11 protein-coding genes and 3 pseudogenes are annotated in these 16,484 nt (G+C 35.0%); all 14 read right to left on the bottom strand.

The window, feature by feature from the left end:
* Window positions 1-9: 9 nt before the first annotated feature.
* The 14 genes and pseudogenes from IGL28_RS13865 to IGL28_RS13800 all read right to left on the bottom strand — a co-directional run bounded on the left by IGL28_RS13865 (window position 10) and on the right by IGL28_RS13800 (window position 16,459).
* Entirely contained in the window at window positions 10-1,827 is a 1,818-nt protein-coding gene (locus IGL28_RS13865; RefSeq protein WP_438843980.1) for a polysaccharide biosynthesis protein, read from the bottom strand.
* A 12-nt stretch (window positions 1,828-1,839) separates the two neighbouring features.
* Window positions 1,840-2,604: a tyrosine-protein phosphatase gene (locus tag IGL28_RS13860; RefSeq protein ID WP_128427674.1), complete on the bottom strand. Its 765-nt coding sequence runs from the start codon at window positions 2,602-2,604 to the stop codon at window positions 1,840-1,842.
* A gap of 27 nt (window positions 2,605-2,631) precedes the next feature.
* A complete protein-coding gene (locus IGL28_RS13855) occupies window positions 2,632-3,330 on the bottom strand; it encodes a CpsD/CapB family tyrosine-protein kinase (RefSeq protein WP_081125790.1) in 699 nt (232 codons plus the stop codon).
* An 11-nt stretch (window positions 3,331-3,341) separates the two neighbouring features.
* Window positions 3,342-4,121: a YveK family protein gene (locus tag IGL28_RS13850; protein ID WP_081123674.1), complete on the bottom strand. Its 780-nt coding sequence runs from the start codon at window positions 4,119-4,121 to the stop codon at window positions 3,342-3,344.
* A 15-nt stretch (window positions 4,122-4,136) separates the two neighbouring features.
* Window positions 4,137-5,081 (bottom strand): LCP family glycopolymer transferase, encoded by a 945-nt coding sequence (locus IGL28_RS13845; protein WP_128427676.1) that lies wholly within the window; start codon window positions 5,079-5,081, stop codon window positions 4,137-4,139.
* 45 nt (window positions 5,082-5,126) lie between these two features.
* Complete coding sequence (locus IGL28_RS13840; protein ID WP_128427678.1) at window positions 5,127-5,906, bottom strand: hypothetical protein; 780 nt, start codon at window positions 5,904-5,906, stop codon at window positions 5,127-5,129.
* Between the two features lie 397 nt (window positions 5,907-6,303).
* Window positions 6,304-7,599 (bottom strand): ISL3 family transposase, encoded by a 1,296-nt coding sequence (locus tag IGL28_RS13835; RefSeq protein ID WP_081129186.1) that lies wholly within the window; start codon window positions 7,597-7,599, stop codon window positions 6,304-6,306.
* A gap of 171 nt (window positions 7,600-7,770) precedes the next feature.
* A pseudogene (locus IGL28_RS13830) lies at window positions 7,771-8,678 on the bottom strand (IS982-like element ISEfm1 family transposase).
* A 360-nt stretch (window positions 8,679-9,038) separates the two neighbouring features.
* Window positions 9,039-9,488, bottom strand: coding sequence for a hypothetical protein (locus IGL28_RS13825; RefSeq protein WP_081123670.1), 450 nt, complete (start codon window positions 9,486-9,488; stop codon window positions 9,039-9,041).
* 240 nt (window positions 9,489-9,728) lie between these two features.
* Window positions 9,729-11,759, bottom strand: a complete 2,031-nt coding sequence (locus IGL28_RS13820) for a YSIRK-type signal peptide-containing protein (protein ID WP_368026677.1) — start codon at window positions 11,757-11,759, stop codon at window positions 9,729-9,731.
* A 220-nt stretch (window positions 11,760-11,979) separates the two neighbouring features.
* A pseudogene (locus IGL28_RS13815) lies at window positions 11,980-12,345 on the bottom strand (ZmpA/ZmpB/ZmpC family metallo-endopeptidase); the annotation flags it as partial.
* 395 nt (window positions 12,346-12,740) lie between these two features.
* Window positions 12,741-14,042: an ISL3 family transposase gene (locus IGL28_RS13810; RefSeq protein ID WP_128427723.1), complete on the bottom strand. Its 1,302-nt coding sequence runs from the start codon at window positions 14,040-14,042 to the stop codon at window positions 12,741-12,743.
* Between the two features lie 258 nt (window positions 14,043-14,300).
* Window positions 14,301-14,438, bottom strand: a pseudogene (locus IGL28_RS13805) (transposase); the annotation flags it as partial.
* Between the two features lie 95 nt (window positions 14,439-14,533).
* Window positions 14,534-16,459, bottom strand: a complete 1,926-nt coding sequence (locus tag IGL28_RS13800) for a BspA family leucine-rich repeat surface protein (protein ID WP_081125760.1) — start codon at window positions 16,457-16,459, stop codon at window positions 14,534-14,536.
* Window positions 16,460-16,484 lie beyond the last annotated feature (25 nt).

Genomic DNA, 16,484 nt, shown 5'->3' with positions numbered 1-16,484 from the left:
TTACTCCCCCTACTTATTTGAAGCATTTGCAAAAGTGACAATGTCTTTAGCCAATTGTTCATCGTCTTGCGGCAGGCTCTTAACAAAATCCATCACTTTTTGTATTGAGTAGCCTTTGATGTTTCCTACAAAGATTTTCTCATAAACTGCTTCATCATTTCTTTCCTTATCCAACAATAGTTCTTCATATAGTTTTTCCCCTGGACGGATACCTGTTTCAATGATTTCGATTTCGTCTTCGCTATACCCGATCAATCGGATCATGTTTTTCGCTAGGTCTACAATCTTCACTGGTTCACTCATATCTAGAATAAAAATTTCGCCACCTTTTGCTAATGCGCCAGATTGAATAACTAAACGACTCGCTTCAGGAATCGTCATGAAGTATCGGGTCATACGAAAGTCTGTTACAGTGATTGGACCACCTTGAGCAATTTGTTCTCTGAATACTGGAATCACACTACCGCGAGAACCAAGGACATTCCCAAATCTGACAGCTGAGAATTTCGTACAGCCTTCTTCATTCAATCCAGTCACGATCATTTCAGCGATTCGTTTTGTTGAACCCATGACATTTGGAGGATTGTTAGCTTTATCTGTCGATACCATGACGAAGTTTTTCACTTTTGCTGCTTTAGCTGCTTCTGCTACATTTTTTGTACCGAAAATATTGTTTTTGACTGCTTCTTTTGGATTATATTCCATCAGTGGTACATGTTTATGAGCAGCTGCATGGTAGACGATATCTGGATGATATTGTTCCATGATTTCATTGATTTTCTCGCGATCTTGGATATCTGCGATGATCGGTACGATTTCTGTAGGACAATTTTGATGATGCGTGCGTAACTCACGGTCAATCAAGTAGATCGAGTTCTCCCCATGTCCTAAAAGCAATAGCTTTGCAGGATTGAATTGAATGATTTGCCGACAGATTTCTGAACCGATCGATCCTCCTGCGCCGGTTACAAGAATGACTTTGTCTGTGATCTGATCTTTGATGGATTCAATATCCAGCTTTACCTCATCTCTTCCCAGTAAATCCACTACGTCAATTGTTTTTAATTTTGATACGCTAATTTTTCCTGAAGCAAGTTCTTCTATAGAAGGCATCGTGTTGACTTTCACACAAGCGGATTCGACTAACTCGAAGATTCTTCGTAATTTTTTTCTTGATAAGGAAGGGATAGCGATCGTTACCATTTGAATGTCATATTTTTCAATCAATTCCGGAATATCTTTTAATGCACCTAATACTTTTTTTCCTGAAAGATACGTATTTCTTTTATTTGGATCATCATCTACGAACCCGACAACGTGGATATCTTGAGCCGTTTTGGATCCAAGAAAGCTGTTGTATAAAATACGCCCGCCTTCGCCAGCACCAACAATCAATGTATTTTTAGCAGAATCTGCTGATACGTATCTCATATTTTTTGTTTCGATGTAGATACGCCAGATCAATCGGCTACCGATGATCAATAAGAGCGAAAGCAGATAAGCAAAGATAACTAACCGTAAACTGTATCGCCGATTAATGAACAGCAGTATGAGGATACTTGAGGCAGCACTTGCAGATAGTGAACTAAAAATTGCAATGATCTCTCTTAAATTTGTATAGCGATTGATCCGAATGAAAACTTTGAATAAACTACCATAAAATAAATAAAAACCAATCGACAAACCGATAGAGATTAAAATAAGGTCCATTGGTATAGCTACAAACGGCTTCATGAATTTAGCTGCTGCAATATTTGCAGCGATCAATAACAAACTGTCCACAAAAACCAATGTGGCAATTTTTCTTCTTCTTGTTAATACAAACACCTTACACTCCCCCTAAAATAAACCAAACTTCTTCTTTTTTACCTCTTCATAGATTGGATAACTGATTTCATCCCCGTTGATCAGATCCTTTGCGACTTGTTTCATATGTACTACTTTTTCCTTACTAAAGTCCTTGGCAATCTGCTCATAGCACTCTTTTAAGTAAAAGGTGCGCTTAGAGACCCCATGGGCATCAGAAGCAGCCATCTGCACAAGATTATGTTTGACCATCGTTTTGGCTGTTTTCTGGATATCTTTGCCAAATACACCAACATAACTTGGCGCAGTAAGTTGGGCCAAACATCCCATATCTAGGAATGGAAGCAAATGATTCGGGTCTTTACGAAAATGCGCGTTACGTTCTGGATGGACGATCACTGGTGTCTTTCCTAGTTCTAACAACTCGAAAAAAAGCCGTTCTGCATATAACGGCACTTCCAGTGTCGGAAATTCGATCAGAAGATATGTATCATCTAAATCTGTAAATAAAATTTCATCTCGGTGGATGTCTTCGATGAGCGTTCCGGTAATACGTACTTCTTGTCCTTCCAATAACGTCAAAGGCAACTGTCTTTTCTCTAATTCGGCTTGTAACGAAGCGACTAGAGAAATGACTTGTGATTTTTCATTGCTGTATTTTCCATTATTGTGGTGTGGTGTGCATAAAATATGCGTAATGCCTTGCTGAATCGCTTTTTCAGCCATTGCAATACTTGCTTCTAAGTTTTCTGCCCCGTCATCGATTCCTGGTAGGATATGGCAATGTAGATCGATCATTTCTCTTGTCTCCTCTCTTCTTAGTCCTTAATTTCCGTAGTAATAACCAGCATCTTTGCTATGTTCTGCTCCGTTGTATACAACACCTAAAACTCGTGCTTGTACCATCTCCAGCAGTTCTTTTGCTTTAGTCAAGGATTCTTTACGTGACATATTTTCACGTACGACCAATAAAGTGCCATCCGTTTTTGAAGACATGATCTGTGCATCTGTTACGGCTACTACTGGTGGCATATCGAATATCACCACGTCAAATAACTGTCTTGCTTCGGATAGGATCTGATCCATTCTTGGCGAGCTTAACAATTCTGATGGGTTGGGTGGCTTAGGTCCACTAGGCAAAATCGACAAGTTCTCGACTGGCGTTCGTTGGATCACATCTGCTACACTTCCTGATGAACTAAGTGCTGTACTTAATCCACTGGCATTGTTCAGCTGGAATGTCTTATAGACGACGGGTTTACGTAAATCTGCATCGACTAGTAGAACTCGTTGACCTGATTTAGCAAAAACGACTGCAATGTTTGCTGCAGTGGTGGATTTCCCTTCTCCAGGACCTGATGAAGTCACGACAATCGTTTTGATTTGCTGACCAGCTGCGGAGGCAAACTGGATATTCGTCCGGATCGTACGATATTGTTCGGCGATTGGTGAAGATGGGTTTGTTAATGTGATCAAACTGACTGCATGAGTTTGTGCTGCTTTTTGTTTCTGTGTTCGTGCCATTTTTCTTCCTCCTAGACTCTTGAGCGGCTTCTGCGTGATGGGGCTGTTTTATCGTTTGTAGCTTTTGGTCGTGCAGGAGCTGTTCCTTTTTTACGGATACCAGAGTTCAATTCTTTCGCTGACATTTCTGGAACTGTTCCTAAGATTGGGAATCCTAATGTATCCGTCACATATTTTTCATCTTTCACTGTCCGATCAAGTAATTCGAATAAGAATGCCAGACCTACGCCTACCATCATTCCTAACACTAAGCCAATCACTAGATTCAATTTATTATTTGGCGAAACAGGTGTCGTATTGGCAACTGCACCTGAAATAATCGAGATTTTATCGACATTCATCACGTCTTTTGCGTTCTCTTGGAAAACTTGTGAAGTTGTATTAGCGATCTGTTGAGCAGTCACTGCATTCGTGCTTATTGCCTGGATCGAGAACATTTGTGAATTTTGTGACTGATTGACGGAGATCGCATCTTTGATTTGTCCAGCGGTCATTTTCACATTGTCTTCTGTTTCTAAACGATCTTTGACTTCATTTAGCACTAGATCACTAATGATCATATCTTTATACGTATTGATCATTTGCAGGTTCGTATTGACATCATTGACATTTGCAGTGTCTGATTGTGGCAGTGTCACGATCAATTGTGCTTGTGAACTGTATTTTGGTGTCAAGATGAAAAATGTTACGATTCCTGAGATGGCCAAGCCAGCAAACATTGAGATGATGATTGTTACCAAGTGTTTGCGTAATGTTTCAAAAATTTCTTTCAAGCTGATTGTCTCTTCCATTTTTTCTCCACTTTCCTATTTATTCTCTAGATTCATTTGATCTTTTAATTCTTTTTTCATACGATCAAGTTCTTGATCGCTGACTTTTTGATAGGAGATATTATCTTGCATGAAGCCTTCTCCTTGCAGCTGATCTTGCTTGATCGTACCAAATGCCTCCCGATAATCTAAAGCGATTTTTTTCATTTCATCAAAGCTCATGTCTGTTTTCATATTCGACTCTAGAGCATTCAAAACGGATTGATAGTTGCTGACACCGTTTAAACTCAATACTTTTTTCGCTACGCCTTCTACGATCTTTCTTTGGCGCTCTTGTCTACCATAGTCACCATTTGGATCTTCATAACGCATACGAGAATAAGATAATGCCTGATCCCCGTTCAATGTGATTTTACCGATTGTAAAGTCATAGCCATCTTGTGAGAAAGTGAGGTCATTATTGACTTCGATACCACCAACTGCATCAACAAGTTCTTTTAGCCCTTTCATATCGATAGAGACATAGTGATCGATTGGGATGTCTACATATTTTTGTACGGTATCCATCGCCATGGCAGCTCCGCCGAATGCGTAAGCGTGGTTGATCTTGTCTTTTGTGTCACGACCTACGATGTCGACATACGTATCTCGAGGAATGCTGACGATCGTTGTCTGTTTATCTTCAGGACTGACTGTGGCAACCATCATCGTATCTGATCTTCCTTGATCGACCCGACCTAAATCTCCAGTATCAATCCCCATCAATAGAACAGAGAAAGATTCTTGTTTGTCCAGATCAACTGGTTTCGTTCGTTCTCCTTGGGTTCGTTCCACTGATTCGTAAGTTTTCTCAATAGAATGTGAGAGATCCAGATATAATTTTGCTCCTACTCCTACAATTGCTAATACTAATACGATAAGAACTGCTAAAATAATCAGAAATATTTTTTTCCCTCTTGATTTTCTTCTTCGTCTTGCCATAGTGTCCTCCGTTTGCTAACCTTGCTTGAATCAACGTTTTAACTGTCAATAGCTTATATTGCTATAGCCTATTTGCTGAGCAACAGTTTGTGCTTTTGTTGCGTATGCTGCGCGTATTTTTTCATTCCGGATCTGCTCTATTTGACTAAGCACCGTCAAATATTGATCGTAAGTAGCGGTGGCACTCACTTGACCATCCTTCAACATCGTATCGAATAACTGATCTAGTTGCGTGACTTGCGCGATCTGAGTATCAGCGAATCCTAGATATTGCATAACAACCGTTTTCCAAGGACTATCTTTAAAAAAGCTCATATTTTCACGTACACGAGCGACATCTGAACTTGTCACCTTTTCTTTGATGACGACATCGTCTACAGCTTGCTGCCAGTTTGATACATTTTTAGTAAATAAATCGTTGACAGCTGTCTGGATCTTCAGTTTTGATTCTGCACTATCTAACTGTGTCACGATTGCTTTCTTCTCATCTTGGATTGCAACAGCTTCTTTAGGCAATTCTGATTCTTTGATGTCGTAATCATCTGCTGAAAGTTTGACAGAGGATAGCTTATTTGACAAACTTTTGATTGTTTCTTCTGTTATTTCAGGGTTTAGAAAAATTTTTTCTTTTGTACTATACAGCTTGTCTACTTCTTTTGATAAAGAAGTCAAGGTGTCTTTTTGATTGGTGATGGCAGATTCTGCATAATTGATCCGTTGCTGATGTTGCCGCTGATTATTGATATGGTATCCAAACAAACAGATCGCAATAGCACCTGCACCTACCACCACAGTAGTCAATGACTTGATGAATGGCTTTTCCATAGATTCACTCCTAAGTATGGATGATAGATAAATTAAGATATAATTCACTTACATAAAAATGACAGCTCTTTACAAAAAAACATAATTAGACTAATATATTCACAGAAATATTTGTAAACAAGTTTCCCCTACATAATCATATCATAACTTATTTTCTTGACTAGGGTAATTCACAATTCAAAAGTAAATAAAACATAAATTAAGATAATAATTAATCGTTTTTATTTTCATAGGTATTTTTAAAAGTTACACAAAAAACAAAATAACGTAAAATAGTATTAATTTAATAATATTTGTAATAAATCTAAGTCGAAGCCGGCTCTTTGTCAAATGATGTTGGTAAAGAGAAATCTTAGAATAATTGAGACAGAAAGAAAAAAGTATTCTTCTGTTCTTTTTATTTGGTTAAAATGGTTTTACCGTGTCGAATCATGATCCGTCGTTTGAAATTATAAAAATTTCGAAACCCATAAGCATTGCGTTTTAATACTTTAATAGGGTTGTTTAAACATTCTAGTGGTCCATTTGAATAACTGTAGCGGACGGCATTTGGGATCTGTGGCAGAAACTTTTTAAATGTTCGCAAAGTTGTTGCATAAGTTTCAGGTAACTGGCTGACTTCTCTGGATAAACAGTCCTCAAATAGAGAATGATCTCTTTTCTTTACTGCATAAAGAACATCTTGGTATAACTGATAGCCTTGTCGTAGATTGGGACAAGTAGCTAACAATCGGTCGAGAATCTCACTTTCAGTTAAGTAATCTCTGAAACTGGCACGCCAAACCCGTTTTTCATCGTTCAACTTTGCTTCTTCTTTTTGCAGGAGTTTCCAATAACGTTTCATTTTTCTACCAAGCCCACGTTGATATTGAGAAGTACTTTTGAGTCGTGCATTGGTTTCCTTCGCTCGATGGTTTAAAAAAGTTCTGCCTATATGTTGGACAATATGGAAACGATCAATAATCAACTGAGCATTTGGGAAAAGCTTTTTAACCAATGAAACATAAGGCGCATACATATCAATAACAATGAATTCAACGACTTTTCGAGTCGCTAAAGAAAACCGAGAAAAATAGCGTTCTAAATAAGGCAATCGTCGATTTTCAACAATGTCTAGTAGTTCGTGCCTTTGTCCATCCATCATAATAAAACTCATGGCACTTGCGACACTTCGAACTGATTTGAATTCATCAAAGCATAAGATCTTTGGTAAAGTCTGTTTGAAAGGGTTCAATGGGCGGTAAAATCTCTTCATGACACGATAAACCGAAGAAGTGGAAATATTTTTCTGACGAGCAATTTCCGTCATCGAAGTATTCTCTTTTAAGCGAGTAACGACAGACCAACAAACTTTTTGACTAATAAAACAGTGTTTCTCAGCGACAGAGCTATCCGCTACGAAGGTGCGTTGGCAAGTCTTACATTTAAATCGTTGTTTCTTCAATTCCAGATAAGTCCGATATTCAGACACTTCATTTAATAACAACCGGACGGTTATCGTCCCCCAACGAATAATCTTAGAGGGGACGACACAAAGACAATGAGGACACTCTTCGGGCGTGTATTGAAGAGTACCTTTGTAAATCAAGCAAATTTGCCCTTTATATCTTTCTTTGGTTAAACAATTTTCCTCGAAATAGATAGTTAGGTCTAGAATATTTAGGGTATCTTTGATAAGCTGAGTATAAGACATCTTGAATCCTCTTATGAATTGGTTAGCCAAATTAATTCTAAAGGATTTCAGGGTGTCTTTTCTATGTTTTTACATCAAAAAGTATAGAGCCTCAATTATGATTCATTGATGGTTTCTTTTTTATCCTCCTCTATAATCATATATATCTTAAACCCGTGGTGCTAGTTAATTTTAATATCCTAAAGAATTCTCAAAGTTCCTTCAAAACGTCGTTGTGCTCGACTTAATAGAACACTGTAAGCCAGTAATATGCTTTCAAATCTACTCTCTAGCCCTTTAACAGAATGTGAGTTGAAATTTTGACAACCTAATTTTTCTAAGGAAGAAAAAACAGTCTCAACTGTTTTTCTTTGTTTTCCAAGTAAGCTGTGGTCTAGTTTTTCTGATTTATCCATGTTTTTACGTGGCGGAACGGATATAGTAATGCCCTTAACGGCAAGCTTTTCATGGATTTTATGGCTAATATATCCTTTGTCCCCTAGGATATTGGGAAGATTCGCTTCTTCCGATAAAATCTCTAACACTTTCACGTCATGGACACCTGGATTCGTGATTGAGTAAGTAATCGGAAAGCCAGTCTTAGTAACGATCATATGAATTTTAAGACCATAAAAATAAGATTTTTTTGTTGAGTTATAGCCAACTTTGGCTATTTGATTCAATAGTTTTGCTTGTCTATTTCTAACTGGTTTACATAATGGACTAGGAAAACTATCTATAATTCCGACTAGTTCACCTTTGGTGAGCTTCTTGATGAAAAAGTATCGAATAATCTTGATAGTGTAAGCTAAGTTTGAACTTAAGCGAGTGAATCGACTCCTACTAGGAAAGTCACCATTAGGAAATAAGACGGAACAAACCGCTCTATACGTGGCTCTTTGGCTAGTATAGCCATTAATTATGCCCCATATAACACAAGCAATAATCACTGTATCGCGTTGCTTCAGTTGATCAGTATTTCTTCGGTTTTTAATCTTATCTGGTACACAATTGTGGTATATGTTAGAAACAGTTCTCATAATTTCCTTGAATGTTATAAAAGTATCTGTATAATGTTCAGTATATTTTGATGAACGCATATGTAGTCCTCATTTCTTGGGAGTTTTGAGACTACTATATGCGTTTTTTTGTTGATTTACCAACATATTTAGACATTTTCCTCTAGGAAAAAATTAACTAGCACCACGGGTATATCTTAATGTTATATTTACTTAAGTTTAATCGTGTAAATAAGAGATACTTCCTGATTTCATTTTAAAAAGTTCTTCTACCAACAAGCCATCTTATCTCATTTATCAAAACAATAAAAGTACAATAAAAAAGTAGTGACCGTCACCTACTGCTGAGAAATAGCCTGTGACAAAAGTCCATCCGTGCAATTATTTTTGCTTAGTTTCACTTTTTCCAAAAACCCTTTTTCTTATCCATATATGGTACACTTAACTAAGTGCCAACTCTATTTTACATAATAATTCTAAATCATTTATCGTTGTCTTGTCATAACGAGTTAAAATATCACATGTACCTTTTTGTAAAAGTATCACAATGTTTTCATCCATATAATCATCATGTAGTCCGAGATCGTCATAGATGGTTGTCCATATCTTCCATTCTTTTTTATTAAAATATACGACTGCAGCACTTTGACATTTGTTAAAATCACTAACTGCTTTTTCAAGACCTTTTATATTGCCTGATCTTTTCTCTTTTTGTATATACTCATATAAGGATTGCATCTCCATAGCCATATTTAAGGTCATGTTTCCTATCTTTTTCTTCCCAGTTCGATATTGTCTAATTTGTATTAGAGTTGTTTCTTTTTCGATATAGGTATCAGAAATACTCTCATCATCTAGTAACGCTTGTATTTTATCCGTATCAATAATCATTACTTATCCTCCTTTGCAGATTGTCTCTATCCAATACAAATAATTATTTTTCAATTTATTACTATTTTATAATAAAAAACAATCTGTTCAATAAACAGGCTGCGAAAAGAAAAGATGTTATCGCATATAAAAATATGTATGGGTAGATCACATAAACAATATGCGATAACATTTTCCTTTTATGAATGCGTATCTATGTTTCAAGAAGTGAAAAATAGATACTGTCATCTTATCATTGAATTAATCGACACTAGAGCTTGAAGTGTCTGGCGAAATTTGTAAATTCCAATTTACATTTCCGCTATATTGTTTCGCAACCAAATCAGTCGCATTAAGAATCATCAACTTCAAAGTACCTACATTACCTAAACTATAATCATAAGTTCCTTTACCTACTGTAACTTTACCTTTTTTCATAATAGTAGTTGGACTATTACTAATAACAACTGTGTTTGAATCAGTGCCTTGAACATCATTTTGTGATACTAAATCTTCATTTTGGAAATTAGATATGCCATCATTTTGATTTAGTTTTACTTTTCCTTGATCTGGATTCGTTACTGTAATTTCAGAACCTGGCAATTCACTGTTACTCCACTGCAATTGTGCAGTTAATGTCCAGGAATTATTTTGGCGCGTATTATCTTTTGCTCCAATATTGTAGGTAACATTACCACCTGAAAAATTGCTTCCTGAATCAGTTAAATTTAAGGTATCTGTTCCTAATTTACCAGTAAATGCAAAGGATTTTGGATAATATGCAATTCCTAAGTTTCCACTTTCACCTGTAACTCCACCATCGCTTGGGTTATTCCCTGTGATATCAGGATCAGTAGGATCTGAAGGTGGTTTAGGCGTTGGTGTATTCGGTGTAGTCAAATCTACCGTGACTGGTGTTGATGCACTTGCTAAATCAGCTGTTTGTGAGATTTCTTCTGTAGCTTCTGCTTCAGTATTTTCTACTTCAATTGAAAAAATATCAACTGCTGTAAAAGTATTATTATCTTTATTATATTTTAATTGATAATCTTTATCTTCTAAAATGAATTGGTTCTTTTGTCCACCTGATTTAATAACTATTTTAAAATAATCCTCATTTATTGAATTATTAGTAGAGACCAGCACTTTGGATTTATTTTCTATAGAATCTAAAATAAGTGTTCCATAATTTAACATAGAAATTTTCCCATTGTCAGATTCTAATTCACGAATAATAGTATCCTCAAATGCTGATGATCTTGTTAAATCTAATAAGGTATCTTTAGCAAGATAAAATGAAACATTTTTGATAACTTCTGGATTTAATGGAGAGTATTTTCCCTTTAAAATAGAAATTTTATCAAGATTCGAACTACGTAAATCAAAAAAACCATATTTATTATCCAATAATTGGAGTTCGGTTACTCCATTTCCCTCTATAGCATTATAAATATTTTTCGTATTATGGAGCTGTACAATAGTTCTTACATTATTACTATCTTGAAGCGGAACATATATATTTGATCCACTACTAATGCCTAAATGACTAAACCAATCATTGGGATCATAATTTGAAAAATCAACACCCGAAGCATAAATAGTATCCATTTTGCTAGTAATATCTTCTCCAAGAACAATAGTCGTTTTTCCTGGAGAAGATTGTTGACCATATCCTCCTGAATAAATCGAGCCATTAATTACTTTTGAACCTTTTAGTAAAATCGTTGCTTCTCGATTATCTGTAATCGTAGAGCTATATGCCCCACCATAAATATTTAATGGAGTTGCAATTTCATTAGCTGAGGATACATTCTCTAATGTTAAAGAGTATCCATTTACAAAAATTCCACTATGCATATTTTGTTGTAATCCAATGGTAAGGTTTTTAATTATAACATCATTATTTAATAAGATACGGGGAGCACGTGTTGTAATCGTTTGATTATTTCCTTCAAGAATAACTTGTTTATTAATTATAATTGGATCTTCGTTTATTTCCTGAAAGCTTTGCGTAAAATACAGAATATCTCCGTCTTTAGAGTTAGTCAACGCTGTTCTAAAACTGTTACTATCAAAAATAGAAAATGTTTGATTCTCTTGCTTTCCATTAACACTACTTTTCTCTAGAGATTCTAAAATAGTAGTTGGTTCATTCGCTTGTACTTGGATGGGATTAACTATTAGTAAATTACAACAAATTATCATACAGACTGACACTATTCCGATAGACAATTTTTTTATGCTAAATTCTTTATTATTTCCACTTTTATTTAATTTACTCGCAAAAAACATACTACATCTCCTTATAATAAAAATTTTTAAAAAGTTAATATAAGAGACTATATTTTATTCTACATATCAAAATGCTCAAATTCTTATGACATATTTATTTGAAATGTATTAAACTGAATAAAATTTATCGATATTCATCTATGTGTGTAGCTATATAAGCTGTACTTGAATATAAAATAGTTAAATGTACCATTCCCCCAAAAGGAAATGGTACATTATTTTATTTGAAAATAGATTCGTTAAAATCATTCGTTAACAAATGATAAGCCTGCATGATCTTAGCTTTCAAATCATCCATATAATGCATATTTTTATTTGATTGTGCTAACATCAAGTCATTTATTATAGCTATATCAAATAATGATCGTAAATCATTGTAATTATTTATTACATTATTTTGACCATTCCATTGCACGGTTATTGATTTAATTTGATTTTTCTTATCACTCCGTTCTTTAAACATAATTTTTTTGAATGCTGCATAATCTTTATACTCACCATCAAATATTTTCTCAATGATAAATTCATCGGAGAATATTTCATTTTCTGTTTTAGCTTGTTCTTTGTATTTGTTAGATACATATGGTACAAAACCTTCTGTCTAACCTTTTACGGCTAACAACTCAAAAGCTATTTTTCCAAAGACGATTCCTCCAGAAGCACCATTTGAAATAATGAGGACAGTCTTAATTAAATAGTGATACTCAATTTTTGATGTATAGTTACTTTAACATTCTCCTAAATTTTTGTCACGGCTATTTTATTCACTATTTTTAGGAAAAAAATAGAAATAATACGAATAATTAAAACAAGTATAGCTGTATTTAGTAATAGTATCATGTTATATTTAATATATAAATCCAATTCATTTATTCAATCCTACTTAGTACTTTACATCTGTAAATAGCTAACAAAAAGATAGGCTCTTCGACATTTAGTGTTGGTAGAGAAAGATACAACTGAAAATTTAGTCATAACCAGTTAGGCAGATTGCTTAACTGGTTTTTGTTTTACTTGGAAGATTAAGCCTTGAATGAGATAAATTCTTGCTCGAAAGTTCTGGAAATTTCGATAGCCGTAGGCTACTCGTTTTATCACTTTTATCTTGTTGTTTGTTCCTTCTAATGCCCCATTACTATACCTGGTTTTTAAAGCATATTGAATCCCTAATTTGTATTTATTTAAAAACGTCAGCTTCTTACAAAACCATTGTGGGAGGCGTTGATCTAAGCTATTGATCGTATCGAAAAAGCTTTGGCTGTCCTTGTGTTTAAAGTGATAGAGGAGGAGCTGACAAGTCTCGTAAGCCCTTGTTAATTGTTCGTCATAACTCAAAAGTTCATCGACGATCGCTTTTTGCGTCATTGGTCTACGAAAGGATCGATCATATTGATAATTGGAACTATCCAGATCATAGGCATGCTTAAGGAGCAATTTCCAGAATCGCTTCAATCGTCGATACTTTGTCGGTTCCGTTTTTTGAAAGCTGTTCATTGTTTTAATTCGCAACTGGTTTAACGCACGAGTGATTTGTTGGACAATGTGAAAGCGATCGGTCACGATTTTTGCGTTTGGGAAGACCGCCTTTACAAGTTCAAAATAAGGGGCATTCATATCCATCACGACGTATTTCACGTTCGCTCGTGCTTTTCGGGTGAATTTAAGGAAATATGGTTTTAAGAATGCAAGGCGACGATTCTCCAATACGCCGATCAATTGTTGGGTCTGCCCATTCATAAAGACAAAACTCATTTTTCCGCTGCAGGACTTCATTGATTTGAACTCATCAAAACAAAGGACCGAAGGTAACGTATCAAAACGAGGATGATACGTTTTTAAACAGGTGTGTAGGACACGCAGAACGGTTACGTCAGAGACAAAATAGCGATCGGCAATTTCTTTTCTTGTTGTATTCTTGGCCAGCTCCAAGGCAATTTGAACCTTTAATTCTTTTGAAAGATAGCAGTTTTCATCCACCAAGTTTGTCTGAGCATTGAATGTCGACTGACATTCTTTACAGTAAAAGCGCGTACGTACCAAGCGTAATTCTGTTTTGGTGTCTCGATAAGGCAAAAGTTGAACTTTTGTTTTGTGTGAGCCATTCTTGATGATTTGTCCTTCATTTTTGATGCCACATTTACGGCAATGGCTTGGTATATAGCTAAGTTTGTCATGGATAAGATTGATGCGAAACCCCTCTTCTTCTACTGTCTCTAACCATTCTTCTTCGAAGAATAAATTTTCATCTGTTAAACCTAACAATTTTCTAGTACAATGATCCATGGAGATATCCTTTCTTGGTTTGGTTTTGTTTTAGACGACTAAATTCTACCAGTTAGGCTATCTCTTTTTCTATCTTTTTTTACAAAAAAAGTGTCAGTAGAAAATCCGTAGATTTTCCACCAACACTAAATATTGTAGAACCAAAAGATACCGCTAATTAATTTTCATTAGCGGTATCTTTTTGTTTAAGCCGTTTTTCAATAAGGACTAATAAATTGAGAAAAATCAAATCTAGCTCAGCTTTTTTATTATATCATCTTAATTAATCAAAAAAATTTTACTGTTCTCAAATGATTTGAATTCGTGGAATACTCGTTTCATTGTCTTTATGCTAGTATTTTTCGCTTCTATTTTTCCATTGGTGCAAGGATAGATCATCACGTTGGTAATATCTTCTACATCTATATTATTTTTCTTTCTAAAATAGGGAAACCATACTAGAACACAGCAATTTTAGAATTATAGTACGTTTCATTTTTATTAGACTATTACTAAGATGGCCCATTTATTAGATTCCAATGTATTTCTCCCAAATACGTACCCGTAACTACTTGAGAAACATCAGGAATAACTAAAACTGCATTTCCTAAATCATAGTCATAAACACCATTTTTTCTCGTTGTTGTATTCGTTGACATGACTACCACTGTTTGATTCACTTGCAACTCAAAGTCAGGTATCCCAGTAACATCATTACTGCTTAGAGGATGTAAATCTGTACTTGGGTTATAAGCGTAATCCCCAGTATTCCAATTATCCATAATTGTTCCTGACTGATTATTCGCCTGAATGTAAGCATCTGAAATTTCCATTCCACTAGTCCAATTAAATGTTGCTGTAACTGTCCATTCATTATATGAATTTGTACGGTCCTTAACCCCAATATTTAAACTTTCTGTTTTCTTTAAAGGAATTTCTTGACGGCCACCAGATTGTAACGTAACAGTTCCCATATCAAATGCTTTAGGCAGATAGGCAAAACCTAATAAACTACTATTAGGAGTAAAATTTTGATTGTCTCCACTACTATTTATCTTTTGATTTAACCATTGTGCGGTATAAATATTATTAAATAAATCTGTTATCTGAGTAGCATCTTGTGTATCTATTCCTCCACTATTTAAAGTATAACCAGTAAAATCATAGGCTGCAGCTGGTGTTAATATAGGAATAGTTTGTTCCTGATTTATAATAAATTCTTTTAACCTATTCAAATCTAATTTAGGATCATCTGGCTGAACAAAAAAATCTGTAAAGAAACGTTGAAATCGATAACCATTCGAAAATAGTCCGATAGAATCAGACTCATTATAAGCTGATCCACCATCAAAATATGGTCCCGCTGGCGAACGATATCTTGTTGCAGGCGTAGAAGTACTTCCTGAATCGTAATTAAAATTTTGTGCTAGTAATTGACTATCAGTTGTCACGACTAATAATGGTTTGTAAGCACTAGCACCAAATGTGGCAAACATTTGGTCAAAATTTACATCAGTTTTTCCAAAATGCCAATTCGATAAATCATAGTATAAAATACTAGGAATAGCTGCAAACATTCGCCTAACATTAGTAACATTTGACATATCAAAATTATTTACCTCTAATTGTTTAGGGGAAGAAGAAAGTCCCGCAAACATATTGTGCATATCTGTTACGTTCGAAGTATTAAAATCCTGCTGGAAATTAGTCAGATCAGTATAGGTAAACATCTGAGACATATCTGTCACATTAGATGTATCCATACCTAAAAAATTTGCGCTTTGTAAATCGCTTTGATAAAACATCTGTGCCATATTCGTTACATTTGAGGTATCCAATCCACTGAAATCTAACGTACGAAGCCTAGCTAAATAAAAAGCTGCCATTAAATTTGTACTTTGTAACCCCACTTTTTTCCCATTAATTTCTTGTATTGTTAAAGAAATCGGATTTCCAACTGTATCTACAGATAAATTTTGCAAAACAACATGTTTTCCTATATTGTTCACATTAATTTCTCCTGGAATTACAATTTCCTCTGCAGTACCTTTATGACTTATTAAAATTATCTCATTCTCGTTCTCTTGATATTCCCATTCCTCTAAATCAAATCCCTCTTGTATAGCCATAATACTTGAGTTAGGCAATTGCTCAGTATCATTAGTAGTTGATTCTTCTTTAGAATTATCTGTACTATTTGAAGAATTTGTCTGATTATCCGATACTGTTTCTTCCTTTGATGTATTAGGAACAAATTCAGAAACGTCTTCTTCTGTTTCTGAATCTATCATTGTAGATGATTGTTCTACTTGATTATCAGATTCCAAAGATTCAGAAGTAACTACATTTTCTTCTGCATGACTATTTAAAACACCATGGTTATTAACTAATCCAAATACAAGCACAGAACAAAGTAGTCCACTTACTAATCGTTTCAAGTCTTTCACCTTCTTCCATTCAATA

Origin of the sequence: Enterococcus sp. AZ077, from assembly GCF_051714965.1 — a bacterium.
In the GTDB taxonomy this organism is placed as follows: domain Bacteria; phylum Bacillota; class Bacilli; order Lactobacillales; family Enterococcaceae; genus Enterococcus_B; species Enterococcus_B hirae.
The sequence above is the reverse complement of the archived record's forward strand: the minus strand, read 5'-3'. Positions and strand labels throughout refer to the sequence as shown.